The organism is Enterobacter sp. BIGb0383 (genome assembly GCF_003751845.1).
GTDB lineage: Bacteria > Pseudomonadota > Gammaproteobacteria > Enterobacterales > Enterobacteriaceae > BIGb0383.
Map to the genome: position 1 here is coordinate 302,670 of NZ_RJKQ01000004.1, position 17,711 is coordinate 320,380.

Sequence of the window (17,711 nt, forward strand, 5' to 3'; positions counted from 1 at the left end):
AAAAGCGGGTCAGTTTCCTGACCCGCTTTTTTCTGCGCCGAAGACTTAGATAATCTTCAGCGACAGCCAGTACAGCCCGCCGGACATAATAATCGAGGCCGGGAGGGTAAAGACCCAGGCCATCAGAATATTGGTCACGGTTTTGCGCTGCAGGCCACCGCCGTCCACGATCATTGTCCCCGCCACGGAGGAGGAGAGCACGTGGGTGGTGGAGACCGGCATCCCGGTGTAGCTGGCCAGCCCGATAGACACCGCAGCGGTCATCTGTGCGGACATCCCCTGAGCGTAGGTCATGCCTTTCTTACCGATTTTTTCACCGATGGTGGTGGCGACACGACGCCAGCCAATCATGGTGCCGATACCCAGCGCCAGCGCGACGGCCATAATGATCCAGACAGGCGCGTACTCAATGGTATTCAGCATATCGGTTTTCAGCTTTTTCAGCAGACGCTTATCGTCGGCGCTAACGTCCGGCAACTTCGCCACGCTATCTGTGGTATCAGAGATACACAGCATAATGCGACGCAGCTGACCGCGCTGCTCAACGGTGATCTGCTCATAGCTTTCGATACCGGTCAGCATCGCTTTCGCACGGTCCAGGGCGGCAATCGCGCGTCCCGCGTGGCAGTGGAATTCGTTCGGGGTGGTGGCGACCTCTTCCGGGGTCGGGATCAGCGGATCCACGCCGGTCGCTTTCAGCAGGAGTTCAGGACGCTGCTGGAAGAAGGTTTCCACGTTATTGACCGCATCGCGGGTACGCGTAATGTCGTAGCCGGAAGCGTTCATATTGACCACAAAGCCCGCCGGTGCCACGCCAATCAGAACCAGCATAATCAGGCCGATACCTTTCTGGCCGTCATTCGCGCCGTGAGAGAAAGCCACGCCGATCGCTGAGATGATCAGGGCGATACGGGTCCAGAACGGCGGCTTTTTCTTGCCGTCTTTCTTTTCACGCTCGGCCGGAGTGAGGTGAATACGTGAACGTTTTTTGGTACCGCTCCAGTAGCGACGCAGGATAAACACCAGGCCACCGGCGAACACCAGACCGACAATCGGGGAGACGATCAGCGAGCCGAAAATGTTGATCACTTTCGGGATATTCAGCGCATCCACCACCGACGTGCCGTTCATCAGGGCGTTGGTTAAACCAATCCCGATAATCGCGCCAATCAGGGTGTGAGAACTGGAGGCCGGCAGACCAAAATACCAGGTGCCGAGGTTCCAGATAATCGCGGCCAGCAGCATGGAGAAGACCATCGCCAGACCGTGAGATGAGCTGACATTGAGCAGCAGATCCGTTGGTAGCATATGCACAATGGCATAGGCTACGCTCAGACCGCCGAGCAATACGCCAAGGAAGTTAAAGACCGCAGCCATGACGACCGCAACCTGTGAGCGCATCGCGCGGGTGTAGATAACTGTGGCTACTGCATTTGCCGTATCATGGAAACCGTTGATGGCTTCGTAGAACAGAACAAATCCCAGAGCAAGCAATAATAAAAGGCCGGTATGCAAATCCAGGCCAGCAAATATATGTAGCATTGACGTTACGCCATTTTGAGGACATGAACGCGGCGCATTATCGGGGAGTTTGGCGGCGCGGGCAAAGTGAAATGTGGTTTTTTTTGATATTTCTTAGGGACTGTCATCCGGCTGTAAAGAATTACTGCATATATTTCAAGGTTATGTCTTTGTCCGGGCGTTATTGCACTGGTATGGCCTTTGCGGAAACTTTACAATTCGCGACGAATTTTTCGTGAGGATAAGCGTGTGGAAAGGTTTGATGCCATTGTAATTGGGGCCGGAGCGGCAGGAATGTTCTGTGCGGCGCAGGCCGGTCAGGCGGGATGCAGCGTGCTGCTGCTGGATAATGGCAAAAAACCGGGCCGCAAGATCCTGATGTCCGGCGGCGGTCGCTGCAACTTCACCAATCTCTACGCTGAACCGGCGGCCTACCTCAGCAACAATCCGCATTTCTGTAAGTCGGCGCTGGCGCGCTACACCCAGTGGGATTTTATCGATCTGGTCGGCAAACACGGCATCGCCTGGCATGAGAAGACCCTCGGCCAGCTGTTTTGTGACGATTCGGCGCAGCAAATTGTCGATATGCTGGTGGCGGAGTGCGAGAAAGGCGGCGTCACGATACGTCTGCGCAGCGAAGTGCTCAGCGTGACCCGTGATGACGAAGGCTATCTGCTGACGCTAAACGGTGCGACCGTTCGTACGCCTAAGCTGGTTATTGCCAGCGGCGGCCTGTCGATGCCGGGTCTGGGCGCTTCCCCCTTCGGCTACAAAATCGCCGAGCAGTTTGGCCTGACGGTCCTGCCAACTCGCGCCGGGCTGGTGCCTTTTACCCTGCATAAACCCCTGCTTGAGCAGCTCCAGGTGCTTTCCGGCGTCTCCGTCCCGTCGGTAATTACCGCCGAAGACGGAACGGTATTCCGCGAAAGCCTGCTGTTTACCCATCGGGGCCTCTCCGGTCCTGCGGTGCTGCAGATCTCCAGCTTCTGGCAGGCCGGTGAATTCGTCACCATCAACCTGCTTCCGGAGTGCAGTCTGGCAAGCTGGCTCGACGAGCAGCGCGCATCCCATCCCAATCAAAGCCTGAAAAACACCCTGGCAATGCAGCTTCCGAAACGGCTGGTGGAATGCTTACAGCTGCTGGGGCAAATCCCGGACGTCACCCTTAAGCAACTGAATAGCCGTGACCAGCAAACGCTGGTGGAAACCCTGACCGCCTGGCGGGTACAGCCTAACGGCACCGAAGGCTATCGCACGGCGGAAGTGACATTGGGCGGCGTGGATACCCATGAATTGTCGTCACGCACCATGGAAGCCCGTAACGTACCCGGACTCTACTTTATCGGCGAGGTGGTGGATGTCACCGGCTGGCTTGGCGGCTATAACTTCCAGTGGGCCTGGGCCAGCGCGTGGGCGTGTGCGCAGGCGCTGGTGGAGAGCTCCCGATGAGTGGGACCGCAACAAGCCTGGCTTGAGCAAATGTTGTGCTACTTTTCGATTTCAGCTATCATCAATTTGTTGAAATCGAAAAGTGGGGGTTGCTATGACGACGACTACACAAAAACGCAATGTGCACGATCGCGCCTTCGATAATCGTTTTTCCATGATGTCAGCAGACCGCCTGCAAAACATTGTCGGTGAAATCGCTGAGAATATTCGCGCAGGCAGAACAAGTGTCAGCTCTGAAAGCATGTCGCAAACCGATATGCTTTTTGCGTTCGACCTGCTTGTTCAATATTCCACCGAACATGCGATCCAAAGCCAGACCAAAGAGAAAAAACGTCTCCAGAGGCGTTTGAAGAGCAAGATTATGTTTGCTCAAACACTGGAAGCGGATGGCGGCGTCCTTTCAACCGCAGAGACTGCGGAAGCTCTGGGTAAAACAAAGACAACGGTGAATACCTGGAGAAAAAATGGCAGGCTCCTGGCTCTTGATCTGGATGGGGAATTTTACTATCCCATTTTTCAGTTTACTGATGATGAGAAAATTTCGGATGAAGGTGTACTGAAAGGCCTGAAAGCGCTACTGAGCCATTTGGATAAATTTAGCGACCGTATGCAGTATTCTTTTTTCATGGAAGAGCGTAATACTGTGCTGGATGGCTTTAATCCAAAGGGAAACACTTATACCGTTGCCGACGTTCTGAAGAGTAATCCTGACCCTGTTGTGATGGAGGAGTTACATCGTCTGGGCAGACTTTTTGGCTCACAGGATCCGGCTTAATAAACCAGGAGTGGTTCCTGTTATTTGGCCTTAGCCTTCCTCTACAGGAATCCCCATATCATTGACAAGGATGTCGGCGGTTTCCCGGCCATTCCAGTCAAGTGTAGTTAAACAGATTTGCTTACGTGTTGTAGCAACGCCTTTCCCTGAAGGATCGTTATGCCAGACCACCAGACATGGCTCACTGGTAACGTTCGATCTATATTTCATCCCATCGAACCCAGCTTTACGTACTTTTCTTGCCAGTTCCTGAGTGACAGAGCGTGTTGATATCGTGACATCATTGACTGTTATCCTGGAGTGTTTAATCAGCTCATCAACCTGCAGAACCGTTATATCTTTATCCAGGGCGACAACGCCCATATAGAACTCGTCGAGATCTGACTCTTTCAGTCCTTTCTTGTTCTGGAACACCTCTTTCAATGCGGTTTCAGGCGTCTCGGCAAGGTACATCGAGCCGGTTTTTCCATCGACTAAATTGTAACGACAGTCCTGCCCGTTTTGGTTGAAAAAGACACTATTTCCCTTGTGTGATTCGTGTTGGAGCCGATACGCTTCCGTCCCTTTACTCACTAATTTCTCACATTTACTGAAAAGCTCTTTTGGCAGTTTCGCAATTTTTGCCAGTACTGCTTCGTCTTGTTCGCTCAACGTTGTGTTTACAGACTCACTGACTTCACCGTCTGGGTTTCCCTCTGATTTTGATCTCTTCATTACATTCCCTTGAGCACCCGTGCAATGTCGTGTTGGCGCTGGATATCATATCTGAGTGGGCCGGGATTTTAGATGCGCTATGTCGCAGGTTTTTCAATCACAATCGCCCGAAATACCTGATGGATCAGCGCTTCATTAAGAAAGGCATCCGGTTCATCCAGAATGCCGCGCATTAGCCAGGCATCAATAAAGGAGACCGCCGCTCTGGATTGTTCTGCCGTCAGGTGCAGATATTCGCTGAGCAGCGATTCATGCACATGGAGCCAGTTCATGGCGCAGGGACGCAGTAGCGGACGTGATACGGCGGCGACAAACAGCTCATACTCCGTATTCAGTCGCGACCGCTCGCTTAGCGTCCATAACACGAATCGGGTCAGGACAGCTTCCGGTGCGCCCTCGCGGTTGAGATCCAGCCAGCGGCGCGTGCTGTCGGTAAAGTCCTCGATGGCCAGCTGCATCACCGCGCTCAGAAGCGCATCGAGGGTGGCAAACTGATAGGTGGTGGTGCCCAGCGAGACGCCAGCCTCTTCCGCCACGGCCCGGTGGGTGCAGGCCTGCAGGCCATCCCGACGAATAACCTCTGCCGCAGCGCGAATGATTTTTTCTTTGGTGAGCTCACTTTTCGACCGGGACATTAACCTTTTCCTGACGGGCGGCAGAATCATATCTGCACGATGATACGTTATTCCACAGGGGTTCCAAAAGAAAAGGGCCATCCTGTGATGGCCCTCTGAGGCTGGCGATTAATGCGCCAGCGCTGTGCTCGGGTGCAGACCTGGCCAGCCTGGAGACGGCTCACCGGTCACTTCGCCAAAGTAGAGCGTCATCTGGGCGCGGAAGCGTTCGACTTCAGCTCTGTTGCTCATAAACTTCTCAAAGGCTTCAGGATGGGTGTTTTTATATTCCCAGATGTGTTTGTAACCTTTGGCCGGTGCAACGTCCGTACGGACGGACCACATATACCAGACGTTCGACTGGGTGTTCTTATCCAGCAGCCAGTTCAGATACAGTTTTGCGGTTTCCGGATGTTTGGCTTTTTTGAAGATAGCGGCCCGCTGTGCCCAGGAGACAAACGGATCGTGGGTCGGCAGCATAAAGCGGGAGTTGGCCTGCGCATCCGGGCTCAGCATACCGTCGGTGGAGAAGGTTGCCAGCGCCTTACCGCTTTCAACGTCGTCGGCAGGAGCCTGAGTGCCGCGTACCAGCATCGGATTTTGCGCCTTCAGCTTAGCAACGTAGTCCCAGCCATACTGATCCACCACCTGCTTAAACCAGAACAGCACGGCATCGTCGTCGTTCGGCCAGGTCAGCACGATTTTATCCTTCAGCGCCGGGTTCAGGTAATCTTTGGCTTCGCGAGGCCACTGTGCTTCCGGTAGCTGGCGGGTGTTGACGACGTTAGAGAAGGCATCCACAAACACGCCGGTCCATGCGCCGTCGTTATCGCGGAAGGCGGGCCAGATTTTATCCCAGCCGGCCGGTTTGTAGTTCATCAGGACACCTTCCTGCTTCCAGCGCGGGTAGTCCTGCAGCGTCTGGAGTTGCACCACGTCCGGGACCAGGCTGTTGGTGGCGAGCTGATTATCAATACGGGCGTCGTGGAACTTGCTGTAATCGACGATCACATTCAGCTTCACGCCGGGAAAGCGTTTTTCAAAAGCCTGCTTGATCCCATCCTGCTGCCCTGGCGTATCGCCGCCGGCATAGACGATAACTTCGCCGCCTTCTTTGAGCGCATTTTGATAGAGCTGGTCGAGCGTTTGTTTTTCCGGGGCGACCGCTGCATAGCTTGCAGGGATAGCCGCCGATAAGGCTAAAGCAATAATTTTTGCAGGCGTTAAGGCGATGGACATAGTTTTACCTTCCGAACTGAGGGTGTTGGTTACCGTTACATCGCGGTTTCCCGTCGATGCAGGGCATGCTACGCCCGGCCCTGAATGATGAAAATCCTCCTCACCTGAACAAGATGTTCAAATTATGTGATTGTTTTGTTGGGTTTTTGATTCTTTTTATTTGTGTTTAAATGGATTTTAAATTCATTAGTTAAGTTTATTGTTAACAGTAATGGATTTAAATTTTGTTAATAGTACATTTGTACAAAATTAAAGGTTGTTTTTCAGATGCCAGATTCAGCGAGGATGAAGACCCTTTGTCGTGATAGTTGTCACATAACCCACCCTTACCAATTTCCCCGGCGAAACGGATCCGTTACTGTGCTGTGGCAAAGGACGTAACCGCGATAGCGGGCGAGACCTGGGCAAAGAGGCGTTAACTCACACGCTTCTTTGCCCAGGTTTTTTTTGCGCTGCGGCCAGGCAGCACGATAAAAGGAGAGCAAACATGAAGGCATTTCCCGCAGGATTTTTATGGGGCGGTTCGGTTGCTGCGAACCAGGTCGAAGGCGCGTGGGATCGGGACGGTAAAGGAATATCGACCTCCGACGTCCAGTTTAAAGGGTTACATGGCGAGGTTACGCCGCGCCAGCCCGGTGATAGCTGCATTAAAGACACCGCCATCGATTTTTATCATTACTATCCGGAAGATATTAAGCTCTTCGCCGAAATGGGCTTTAAGGTGCTACGTACCTCGATCGCCTGGACGCGTATCTACCCGCAGGGAGACGAAGCCGAGCCTTGTGAAGCCGGGCTGGCCTTTTATGACCGCCTGTTCGACGAGATGGCGAAGTACCAGATCCAGCCGTTAATTACCCTCTCGCACTATGAGATGCCCTATGGGCTGGTGGAAAAATACCGTGGCTGGGGCAGCCGCGAGACGATTGCCCACTTCGAGAAGTATGCCCGGACCGTTTTTACCCGTTACCAGCATAAGGTGAAGTACTGGCTGACCTTTAATGAAATCAATATGGCGCTGCATTCACCCTTTACCGGGATTGGCTTAACCGGCGAGCCGTCAAAGCAGGAGATCTACCAGGCCATTCATCACCAGCTGGTGGCCAGCGCGCTGGCGGTCAAAGCCTGCCATGAGATTATTGCGGATGCGCAAATCGGCAATATGCTGCTCGGTGCCTTACGCTACCCGATGACCTGCCATCCCGGCGACGTGCTGGAGAGCCAGAAGAAAAACCGGGAATGGCTCTTCTTCGGCGATGTTCAGGTCCGCGGCGACTACCCGGCATGGACCGGGCGCTATTTCCGTGAGAACAATATTGAACTGCATATCACCGATGAAGACCGCCATGCGCTGCGTCACACCGTGGATTTTGTCTCCTTCAGCTATTACATGAGCGGCTGCGCGACCTTCGAGCCGGAAAAATATACGGCCTCTCGCGGCAATATTGTGCGCCTGATCCCTAACCCGCATCTGGAAGCGTCGGAGTGGGGCTGGCAGATTGACCCGGAGGGGCTGCGTATCCTGCTTAACGACCTGTGGGATCGCTATCAAAAACCGCTGTTTATTGTTGAAAATGGTCTCGGTGCCCGCGACGTGGTAGAAGCGGACGGGACGATCAATGATGGCTATCGTATCGACTATCTGCGCCAGCATCTGCTGCAGGTACGCGAAGCGATTAACGATGGCGTGCAACTGCTGGGTTATACCAGCTGGGGGCCGATCGATCTGGTCAGCGCCGGAACGGCACAGATGTCCAAGCGCTACGGTTTTATCTATGTGGATCGCGATGATGAAGGGCAGGGCACTCTGCAACGGACGCGGAAAAAGAGCTTCTGGTGGTATCGGGATGTGATCGGCAGCAACGGCGAATCACTGTAATCACTGCCTGGAAAAATAAGCGCTAAAACCTTTATTTCTTAAGGTGATAGCGGTCACATAAGACAACTGTTTTCCTTGCCGCAATCGGCGCAGGAATTTATAAATTTCTCTGCAGGACGTCATCAGGCAGTAGCCTGAGCGAGACCTGGTTCGGCAGCTATTTCTCACGAGATAGCTGTCGGACCAGGTTTTTTTTTGCATTTTTTCAGGCGTGCTGAGGATAACAGCAACAACGGGGCATCAACTATGAATACAAAACGGCTGGCGGAGCAAATCTTGCAAAGCGTCGGGGGCGAAAAAAACGTGGCCAGCCTGGTCCACTGCGCGACCCGCTTACGCTTTAAAATTGTTGATTTACAGCAGGTCAAATTAGCCGAGCTGGAAGCGCTCGACGGGGTGATTACCGTGGTGCGTGCGGCCGGTCAGCTGCAGGTGGTGATCGGCAACCGGGTTTCGGAAGTCTACCGCGAGTTTGGCCCGATCTCTTCGCTGTTGAACGACAGCCGCGAGCCGCAGGCACAGGCTGACGATGGGGGTTCCCTGCTCGGTCGGCTGGTGGACGTCGTGGCCTCGATCTTTACCCCGCTGCTGGGCGCGATGGCGGCAGCCGGTGTGCTTAAAGGCGCGCTGGCAATTGTAATTGCCGCAGGCTGGATGCGTACCAGCCAGTCGGAATACATTATTCTGCAGGCCGCCTCCGATAGCCTTTTCTACTTCCTGCCGCTGCTGCTGGCGATCACCTCGGCGCGTAAATTTGGTGCCAACGTCTTTGTTGCGGTGTCGCTTGCCGGGGCACTGGTCTATCCGAGCATTCAGACGCTGTTCGACAGCGGTCGCGAAGTGATGTTCTGGGGCATTCCGGTGGTGATGATGAAATACACCTCCTCGGTCCTGCCGATTATCCTCAGCGTGTGGGTGATGAGCTATCTGGAGCGTTTCCTGAATAGCCGTTTCCATGAAAGCGTGCGCAATATCCTGACGCCGTTCTTCCTGCTGCTGATTATGGTCCCGCTGACGCTGATCACCATCGGGCCGATCAGTATCACGGTGAGCGAATGGGTCGCGCACCTTTTCGTCAGCATCTATCACTTCAATCCGATCCTCGCCAGCGCCCTGTTTGCCGCGCTATGGCAGGTGTTTGTCATCTTCGGCGTTCACTGGGGCTTTGTGACCCTGTTTATTAACGACCTTTCGGTACTGGGCCACAGCTATCTGAAAGCCGCCACCGGTCCGGCGGTCTTCTCCCAGTCCGGGGCGCTGCTGGCGGTGATGCTGCGCACCCGCGATAAGAAAATGAAAGCGCTGGCGGGCAGTAGCTTTATCGCCTCGCTGTTTGGCATCACCGAGCCTGGCGTTTATGGCGTCACCCTGAAGCTGAAAAAGCCGTTTATCTGCGCGGTGATTGCGGCGGCCATCGGCGGGGCCGTGGTCGGCTATGCGCAAAGCTCGGCGATCTCGATGGGGATGACCAGCCTGCTGACGGTGCCGATTTTCTACGGCGACGGCTTTATGGGCTTTGTCATTGGTTGTCTGCTTGCCTTTGCCGCCAGCTTTATCCTGACCCTGGTGGTCGGCTTTAAGGATGTGGAACCCGAAACCGTCATCGCGCCGGCGCCGACAGTGCCGGAGACGCTGAAGGTGGCCGGTGAAACCATCGCCATGCCGCTGAAAGGCCAGCTGATCGCCCTGGAGGCCGTCGACGATAAGGTCTTCTCCTCGGGCGTCGTCGGCCAGGGCGTGGCGATCCTCCCGGAAGAGGGGGCCGTCTATTCTCCGGTCGCAGGTTATGTGGCGCACACCTTTGAGAGCGGGCATGCCATCGGCCTGCGCTCTGACGCCGGAGCGGAAATCCTGATTCATATCGGTATCGATACGGTCCAGCTGCAGGGTAAACACTTCACGCTGCATGTGAAGGAAGGAGAGAGGATCGCGCCAGGCCAGCTGCTTATCGAGTTTGATATCGGGGCGATCCGCGAGGCCGGGTATCAGCTGGTAACGCCGGTGGTCATCACAAACGTTGAGGCTTATCAGGGCGTTGCCACGCTGCCGGTAAAGCAGCAGCAGGTGGGCGAGCCGATTATTATGCTAACCTGAGCACACCGCTGCCAGCGGGACGACAATAAGGCCGCGCACGGCGGCCAGGATAACGGGCAATGCCATGAAAATTGACAGGATCTTAAGTAACAATGCGGTACTGGCGATCACCGATAAAGGTGAAGAGTGTGTCGTCCTGGGCAAAGGTATCGGTTTCGGTAAGAAAACCGGTGATTGCGTGGATGAGGCGCTGATTGAGAGCCGCTTTCTGAAAACGCAGGAAGATCTTTCGGCCTTTTTTGCCGACATTCTTGCCGAGATCCCCCCGGTGTATCTGGCCGTCACTGAAAAAATTGTGGCGATGGCGCGTGATGCCCTGAATATCGACCTTCAGGACACGCTGTTTATTGCCCTCAGCGATCATATTAATTTCGCCGTATTACGCCATCAAAAAGGGATGGAAATAAAAAATCCGCTGCTCTGGGAAATTCGTCGTTTCTATCCCGAGGAGTATGCGGTGGGCCAGCGGGCGCTACAGCTCATTAATGACACCCTGAAGCTCGATTTACCGGAAGACGAAATCGGTTTTATCACCCTGCATATCGTTAATGCGGCGGGTGAAAATAACATGCAGAACGTGATGACAGGCACTGAAATCGTCAAGAATATGCTCAATATCGTCAAGTACGATCTCAATATCAGCTGGGATGAGCATAACCTGAACTATCAACGATTTATTACGCACCTGAAGTTTTTTACCCAGCGCCTGCTGTCACGGGATTTTGTCGCGCATCAGCAGGAATCTCTCTACGATGATATCGATAGGCGTCTGGCCCAGTCCTGGGGCTGCGCTCTGAAACTGAGCGGCTGGGTTAAACAGAATTATCAGCATACGCTCACCTACGATGAAATTGCCTTTCTGGCGATCCATATTGAACGCTTACGCAAGGACAGCGTATTTCGTTAAACGTCGACTACCAAACTTTGGTGTTATCAATATACTTCTTACTAATTAATCCTTTGGTGGTCTTTTCCCCTTCTGCGAATAACAAACCGGGTTGTCATAACCCAATAGACGTAAAGCTTATGAGGACATTTACCGATAACCCTTATGATCCCCGCCAGAAAATAAGGAAAATATCGATATGTCATGGATTTATCGTATTTCAATGAAAATGAAGTTGTTTATTGCACTCTTCCCCCTACTGCTTGCTCTGATCTGGTTTGCCGGTTCGGGCATGGTCAGCCGTATCGATACTGAACAACAGATGAACACCATCGGGCAGCTCACCACCCTGGCCCGCAGCGCCGGTGATGTGGTTCACCAGCTCCAGCGTGAACGTGGAATGAGCGCCGGATTTATCGGCGCACGCGGGCAGCAGTTCCGCGATGAATTAGCCGCTCAGCGGACATTAACCGATGAGGCGCTGGCGAAATTAAACCAGGTGATTGCCGACACGGATAAAGATCTTCTCCAGGGCAATATTGCCGCCACGCTGAAAACCTTTAATGAGAGTATTCAGTCTCTGGGGACGACGCGTACGGCCATCAGCGGGCTGGGGCTGGATTCACCTAAAGCGAGTCAGTTTTATACGCAGACGATTGCTGGCGTGCTGAATTTTGTCGGCGGAATGGGGCACTTAAGCACCTCCGGCTCGATGGTCAATGAACTGGCGGCCTACTACAGCCTGCTGAATTTAAAGGAGCAGGCCGGCGTTGAGCGTGCGCTGCTCTCCAATATCTTCTCGATGGATCGCTTTGACGACGGCCAGTTCCGTATGTTTAGCGATGTGGTGGGCAAACAGGAGGCCTGGCTGACGGCGGCCCGCCGCTTTAGCACCCCAGCCCAGGCGGGTGAACTGGAGAAAGCGCTTCAGTCTGCCGATGCCACCCGCGCCCTTGAACTGCGAAATACGGCCTTCGATAAGGCGGCCGAGGGCGGTTTTGGCGTCAACCCGACCGACTGGTTTACCGCCCAGACTCAGCGTATTGAAACGCTGCGTAAGGTGGAAAATCATACGGCCGACACCCTCCAGGCCCATGCCGCAGCCCTGGCTCACAATGCCCGCGTTGACTGGCAATCCTTCCTGGCAATCAGCCTGATTGCCCTGCTGATTGCCATCGCCTTTGCGGTGATAGTGGCGCGCAGTATCCAGCAGCAGCTTAACGGCACCCTGAGAAGCATTGCCGAAATGGATGGCGATCTGACCCGTCGCCTGGATGTGCCGGGAAGCGATGAGCTTTCTGCCCTGAACCGCGCGTATAACCAGTCGATTGAGAGCATTCAGCATATCGTGCAGGAGATTAAATCCGGCGCGGTGGTGCTGCGCAGCGCCAGCAGCGATATTGCTGCCGGTAACCAGGATCTGGCTCAGCGTACCGACGAACAGGCAGCCTCGATTGTGGAAACTGCCGCCAGCATGGAGCAGATATCGACCGCCATTACCCAGACCGCCGACAACGCAAGCGAGGCGGAGCGCCTGACCCATGCGATGGAACGCGACGTGCTTGAGGCTAACCGCGTTTCGAACGAGGCCAGCGAGAGCATGGCGGAGATCCGCTCCTCCAGCGAGCAGATCTCTAAGATCGTCGGCTCTATTGATGAGATCTCTTTCCAGACAAACCTGCTGGCGCTTAACGCCGCCGTTGAAGCGGCGCGTGCCGGCGAGCTCGGCAAAGGCTTTGCGGTTGTGGCGACGGAAGTGCGCAACCTCTCTCAGCGCTGCGCCAGAGAGGCCAGCCTGATCCGCGAACTGATTAACCAGAATATGGATAAGATCGGTGAAGGGGTGGACCGCGTTACCGCGTCCGGCACGGCCCTGAAAGCGGCGGCGGACAATACCGGGCGGATGAAGCAGTACGTGAGTGATATTGCCCGCGCCGCCAATGAGCAGTCCCTGGGCGTGGCGCAGGTACATCAGGCGCTGAACCAACTGGAGCAGGTGACCCAGCAAAACGCCGCGCTGGTGTCCCAGGCGGCGACCGCCAGCCAGATGCTTGACGGCCAGTCGGAAGCCATGTCTACGCTGGTCGATCGCTTTATTGCCTGATCGCGTTTTACCGCAGCGCCTCTCTTTCGGGAGAGGCGTATTTACCCCGTGCAAACCTGGTTTCTGCCGCTCCGTTTCGCCTCATACAGCGCTTTATCCGCCGCCCGAAACAGATCCTGCCAGCTCTCTTCCCCACGCTGACCGACGGCGACGCCAAAGCTTGCCGTGACCGCCAGCACCTTCTCTTCGCCGATGTCGAAGGGATCTTCCGCAATGGCGAGGCGTAAACTCTCGGCGATATGGGCAAATATGGCGAGCTCGCTTCCGGGCAGGATAATGGCAAATTCTTCACCACCGTATCGGGCCACGAAATCATCAAAGCGGACGTTGCGTTTAATACAGTCGGCAACGCTCTTCAGGATAATATCGCCGACTTCGTGGCCGTAATTATCATTGATGCTCTTAAACTTATCGATATCGATAAGAATCAGCCCGACATGGCTATCGATATCTTCAAAATACCCCTGACCGGTGATGATGGTGTCAAAGACCCGTCGATTGAGCAGTCCTGTCAGACCGTCCGTTGACGCCTGATGCTGCAGCGTCGCGGTAAGCTGCTGACGTTCCAGCAGCTTGGAGCGCAGGATGTTAATGGCGCGGAAGACCTCTTCAATTTCCGGGCCACCGTGCAGGGCGGCGCTCGCATTCTGCAGATCGCGCTCTTCCGAAATCGCCACGATATCATCCCGGGCTTTTAATAGCGGATAGAAGATCAGACGCTGGGTGGCGACGATCAGCGTAATATTGATGGTGATAATTAACAGGGTCAGAACCGTGACAATAAAAAACCATAATGCGGTGCTCTGTAGTCGTTCGTCGTCCTGGTTCAGCATCAGGTTCAGATAAGCCAGACGGGTTTCTTCCAGAGGCAGCAGCGTGGGGACCAGTTCATCGGTCATCATCCGGGTGGTGTAAGTGTACTGGCCGCTTCTGGCCTCCTCTTCCAGCCGGGTAATAAGATACAGACCATCGCCGAAAAACCGGCTTTCAACAACGGAAGTCGATGCCGCCAGCGATGGAAAGCGCTTCAGATTCGGGTAAACCAGCTCCCACAGCTGCTGGATCTTACCGACGGTGCGCTGGAGCTGGTCACGGTCGGCCTCGCTGATCGCCTCTCTTTTCGCGATATAGGGCGTGAGGATTGACCCCAGCCTACCGGCGTAATCTCTTATTTCTAATAACTTTTTTCCAATCAATGGCTCATCGGCCATTCCGTCGTCTGGCGACAGGCTCAGGGCGGTGGCATTGGTTAAGGGCAGCATCGCATCGACGGCTGCAAACATCATCCTGGCAGGCTGCGTCAGCGTGCTTAATGTTCGCTGACTAAAGGGGATCGCCAGGATCTGGTCGGTCCGTTTTCGGGCATCGCTCAGTAACGATCTGGCGTGGTATAGCATCGCTTTATCGTCTTTCGGCAGGGTATTTTCGAGAATATTTAAGATGTCGTCCGTCTCCCGACGAAACTGCCACAGCCTTTTTCTGACGGGGGAATCATCAGGATAATCCCCGCCCAATAGCGTATTGATTGGCCCGCGTTCCGCAGAGATTTTATTGGCGGCAATCAGGACATTACGGTAGATGATAATTCGGTGGTGATTTTCCCTGGCATCAAAATAAGATTTTCCGATGATGAGAAACAATCCGAGGGCCAGGGTGAGTGACAATCCAAATAAAATAAAGGATCCGGTGCTTAATTTAGTGTTAAGAGAGAGCTTACGGTCGAAGTTTTTTATTTTTGGCGAGAGGGGACTATTCATAGAACGCCACCAGAAGATGCATTTTTGAACCGTCGGTTCAAGAAATATACACCATCTGGAAAAAAATGCTCAGGCGTGACTGAACAGTGCCAACAGGGCGGTGACCTGCTCGTCCGGCGGGGCCATATCGCGTTTGACGATCAGGTGCAGCGGCGTGGCGCGGCGTGCCCCGTGATGCAGCTGCAGCGGCACCAGCTCACCGCGATCCAGCAGCGGCTGGATACGCTCTTCCGGTAGCCAGCCGTAGCCGACCTGATACATCACCGCCTCGATGGCGGCATCAATGGTTGAGAATGTCCACGCCTCCCGCTCTGGCTGCCGGACGCTGTCGCGCTCGGCGATACGAATCAGCGGCCAGCTGGCCAGGGCGTCATCATTCAGCGGTGTCGTTTGCTGGCTCAGGGGATGCTCCCGGTGGGCGACGGCAATAAAGTCGATATTCATCAGCCATTCTCCACGACCGGTAATATCCTGGCGGCGGGTCAGCACCATCACATCGGCATCGCTATGGGTGGTTGGCTCCTGGGCAGCATTTTCCAGCACTTCCGTCAGGCGAATTTGCGTTTGTGGATAGCGCTGTTGAAACTGCCGCAGGATGGCGAACAGGCGTTTGCGGGGGAAGATACTGTCGACCACCAGATCCAGCCGGGTACGCATCCCGTCCCGCAGCGTGACGGCGCGGGTTTCCACCCAGGAGAAGGCTTTCAGCAGCGGTTTTACCTGGCCGAGAAGCAGCTCACCCGCTGGCGTAAGCACCGCACGGCGGCCCTCCTGCTTAAGCAGCGGAACGCCGAGCCGCTCCTGTAGCAGCGTCAAATTGTAGCTCACCGAGGACTGGCTGCGGTGGGTTGCCTCTGCCGCGCGGGCGAAACTGCCCAGCGTCACCACCTGCTCCAGCAGGCTCCATTGCTCCAGCGTTGTTTTATGCATACCCATCGAAAAATTGGATGAATTTGATTCAAACATAGCGTTATTCATTCAATTTTTGAAGGGGTACGATCCTCATATCAACTCAACAGGAGGGTTATATGAACACGTTTAATAAACAGGATCTGAGCGGCTTTGTCGGCAAACATCTGGTTTATACCTACGATAATGGCTGGAACTACGAGATTTACGTTAAAAACGAAAACACCCTGGATTACCGTATTCATAGCGGGATTGTGGCGAATCGCTGGGTTAAAGATCAGCAGGCGTACATTGTGCGGGTGGGTGAGAGCATCTATAAAATTTCCTGGACCGAACCGACCGGCACCGACGTCAGCCTGATCGCGAACCTCGGTGACCGACTGTTCCATGGGACGATCTTTTTCCCGCGCTGGGTCATCAACAACCCGGAAAAAACCGTCTGTTTCCAGAACCAGCATATCCCGCAGATGAACGCGTATCGCGATGCCGGCCCGGCGTATCCGACCGAGGTGATTGACGAATTTGCGACCATCACCTTTGTGCGTGACTGCGGTCCCAACAATGAGAGCGTGATTGATTGCCCGGCCAGCGAATTGCCGAAAGATTTTCCGCGCAATCTGCTCTAGCGCACTACCCCGGTAGTCGACTCTTCGGTCTGCCGGGGCCCAGCAGGATTGCCAGCTTGCTGCCGCCTTCGGTGGTTTCCATCCAGATTTTGCAGATGCTGGTCAGCGGCACCGACAGCAGCATTCCGATGGGTCCCAGCAGCCATCCCCAGATCAACAATGACAGAAACACCACCAGCGTCGACATCCCGAGGCGGTGTCCCATCATACGGGGTTCCACCATATTGCCGAGTACCATATGCACCACCAGGAACAGGGTTCCCACCAGCACAAACTCGTAGAATCCATTGAACAGCAGGGCCTGGATCATCGGCGGCACGGCGGAAATCACCGAACCAATATTGGGGACATAGTTGAGTAAAAACGCCAGCACGCCCCACATCAGGGCAAACTGCACGTCCATTAAAACCAGCCCCAGCCAGACGATGGCCCCGGTCCACAGGCTAAGCAGCGTCTTAAGCGCCAGATAGTGGGAGACATCCTTCAGCGCCCGGTGCAGCCCGGCGATGTGGACTTGCGGTCGGGCAAGGGCGAAACGCAGCTTGTAGGGCACATGGCGCACTTCAAACAGCATAAAGACTACCGTCATCACCAGCAGCACGATACTGGCCATCGCATTGGAGAGCTGAGTCATCAGCGCGGTGGCGAAGGTCATCAGCTTATCCGAGTCGATACGCTGTATCAGCCGTTCGGGGGAAACATGGACATTCAGGAAGGGGAGCATCTCCTGCAGCGCGCCCAGCTTGCGGGTGAGCTCTTTATTAAAGCTGGAAGACTGGGCAATAAACTCGCTCACCGAGGCGGCCAGAATGCCCACTAATGCCGTCAGCGCCACCAGCATCACTATCACCACGATGGTAATGGCAACCGGGCGCTTGATACCGCGGCGCATAAACCAGCTCACCAGCGGGTTAAGGACTATCGCGAAAAACAGCGCCAGCAGCAGCTGGACGATAATGTCCGCTGCCGCGTGGATCCCTGCCAGGATGATGACCAGTGCGGCCAGTTTCAATAAAATATGCATTCCCGTTTTGTCGGGAAGAGGGGTGGTCATGGGTAATTCCTTTTTTTATCCTGGTAACTAAGTGTAGTGCGTTGTTCGCCGTAGAAAATCTTAAAGTCGCGGCGACTTTCATAACGCTGGCAT

14 protein-coding genes are annotated in these 17,711 nt (G+C 54.6%); 7 read left to right on the plus strand and 7 right to left on the minus strand.

What is annotated here, in order from left to right:
• Nucleotides 1-45: 45 nt before the first annotated feature.
• A complete protein-coding gene (pitA, locus tag EDF81_RS19405) occupies nucleotides 46-1,542 on the minus strand; it encodes an inorganic phosphate transporter PitA (RefSeq protein ID WP_123349802.1) in 1,497 nt (498 codons plus the stop codon).
• A 228-nt stretch (nucleotides 1,543-1,770) separates the two neighbouring features.
• Between pitA and EDF81_RS19410 the strand changes: the two genes are divergently transcribed.
• The gene (locus EDF81_RS19410) at nucleotides 1,771-2,970 is read left to right on the plus strand and encodes an NAD(P)/FAD-dependent oxidoreductase (protein ID WP_123349803.1); all 1,200 of its coding nucleotides are present in this window, start codon (nucleotides 1,771-1,773) and stop codon (nucleotides 2,968-2,970) included.
• A gap of 94 nt (nucleotides 2,971-3,064) precedes the next feature.
• On the plus strand, nucleotides 3,065-3,745 hold the full coding sequence (locus EDF81_RS19415) for a helix-turn-helix domain-containing protein (RefSeq protein ID WP_123349804.1): 681 nt from the start codon (nucleotides 3,065-3,067) through the stop codon (nucleotides 3,743-3,745).
• A 30-nt stretch (nucleotides 3,746-3,775) separates the two neighbouring features.
• Here the strand turns inward: EDF81_RS19415 and EDF81_RS19420 are convergent, their stop codons facing one another.
• The 3 genes from EDF81_RS19420 to EDF81_RS19430 all read right to left on the minus strand — a co-directional run bounded on the left by EDF81_RS19420 (nucleotide 3,776) and on the right by EDF81_RS19430 (nucleotide 6,312).
• On the minus strand, nucleotides 3,776-4,459 hold the full coding sequence (locus EDF81_RS19420; RefSeq protein ID WP_123349805.1) for an RES family NAD+ phosphorylase: 684 nt from the start codon (nucleotides 4,457-4,459) through the stop codon (nucleotides 3,776-3,778).
• Between the two features lie 77 nt (nucleotides 4,460-4,536).
• Nucleotides 4,537-5,094 (minus strand): TetR/AcrR family transcriptional regulator, encoded by a 558-nt coding sequence (locus EDF81_RS19425; protein ID WP_123349806.1) that lies wholly within the window; start codon nucleotides 5,092-5,094, stop codon nucleotides 4,537-4,539.
• 108 nt (nucleotides 5,095-5,202) lie between these two features.
• Complete coding sequence (locus EDF81_RS19430) at nucleotides 5,203-6,312, minus strand: ABC transporter substrate-binding protein (RefSeq protein WP_123349807.1); 1,110 nt, start codon at nucleotides 6,310-6,312, stop codon at nucleotides 5,203-5,205.
• Nucleotides 6,313-6,799: 487 nt separating this feature from the next.
• Here EDF81_RS19430 and EDF81_RS19435 point away from each other — a divergent pair, with 487 nt between their 5' ends.
• The 4 genes from EDF81_RS19435 (at nucleotide 6,800) to EDF81_RS19450 (ending at nucleotide 13,272) form a co-directional block, all read left to right on the plus strand.
• Nucleotides 6,800-8,188: a glycoside hydrolase family 1 protein gene (locus tag EDF81_RS19435; RefSeq protein ID WP_123349808.1), complete on the plus strand. Its 1,389-nt coding sequence runs from the start codon at nucleotides 6,800-6,802 to the stop codon at nucleotides 8,186-8,188.
• Nucleotides 8,189-8,434: 246 nt separating this feature from the next.
• A complete protein-coding gene (locus EDF81_RS19440) occupies nucleotides 8,435-10,282 on the plus strand; it encodes a beta-glucoside-specific PTS transporter subunit IIABC (protein ID WP_123349809.1) in 1,848 nt (615 codons plus the stop codon).
• Nucleotides 10,283-10,346: 64 nt separating this feature from the next.
• On the plus strand, nucleotides 10,347-11,189 hold the full coding sequence (gene licT, locus EDF81_RS19445) for a BglG family transcription antiterminator LicT (protein WP_123349810.1): 843 nt from the start codon (nucleotides 10,347-10,349) through the stop codon (nucleotides 11,187-11,189).
• A gap of 178 nt (nucleotides 11,190-11,367) precedes the next feature.
• Nucleotides 11,368-13,272: a methyl-accepting chemotaxis protein gene (locus EDF81_RS19450; protein ID WP_123349811.1), complete on the plus strand. Its 1,905-nt coding sequence runs from the start codon at nucleotides 11,368-11,370 to the stop codon at nucleotides 13,270-13,272.
• 41 nt (nucleotides 13,273-13,313) lie between these two features.
• Here the strand turns inward: EDF81_RS19450 and EDF81_RS19455 are convergent, their stop codons facing one another.
• Both EDF81_RS19455 and EDF81_RS19460 read right to left on the minus strand, forming a co-directional pair.
• Nucleotides 13,314-15,029, minus strand: a complete 1,716-nt coding sequence (locus EDF81_RS19455) for a GGDEF domain-containing protein (RefSeq protein WP_123349812.1) — start codon at nucleotides 15,027-15,029, stop codon at nucleotides 13,314-13,316.
• 69 nt (nucleotides 15,030-15,098) lie between these two features.
• A complete protein-coding gene (locus tag EDF81_RS19460) occupies nucleotides 15,099-15,959 on the minus strand; it encodes a LysR family transcriptional regulator (protein WP_123349943.1) in 861 nt (286 codons plus the stop codon).
• A gap of 98 nt (nucleotides 15,960-16,057) precedes the next feature.
• On the opposite strand from EDF81_RS19460, the gene EDF81_RS19465 reads away from it, so the two are divergent.
• On the plus strand, nucleotides 16,058-16,564 hold the full coding sequence (locus tag EDF81_RS19465) for a phenolic acid decarboxylase (protein ID WP_123349813.1): 507 nt from the start codon (nucleotides 16,058-16,060) through the stop codon (nucleotides 16,562-16,564).
• Nucleotides 16,565-16,568: 4 nt separating this feature from the next.
• On the opposite strand, the gene EDF81_RS19470 is transcribed toward EDF81_RS19465, so the two are convergent.
• On the minus strand, nucleotides 16,569-17,618 hold the full coding sequence (locus tag EDF81_RS19470) for an AI-2E family transporter (RefSeq protein ID WP_123349814.1): 1,050 nt from the start codon (nucleotides 17,616-17,618) through the stop codon (nucleotides 16,569-16,571).
• Nucleotides 17,619-17,711: the final 93 nt, after the last annotated feature.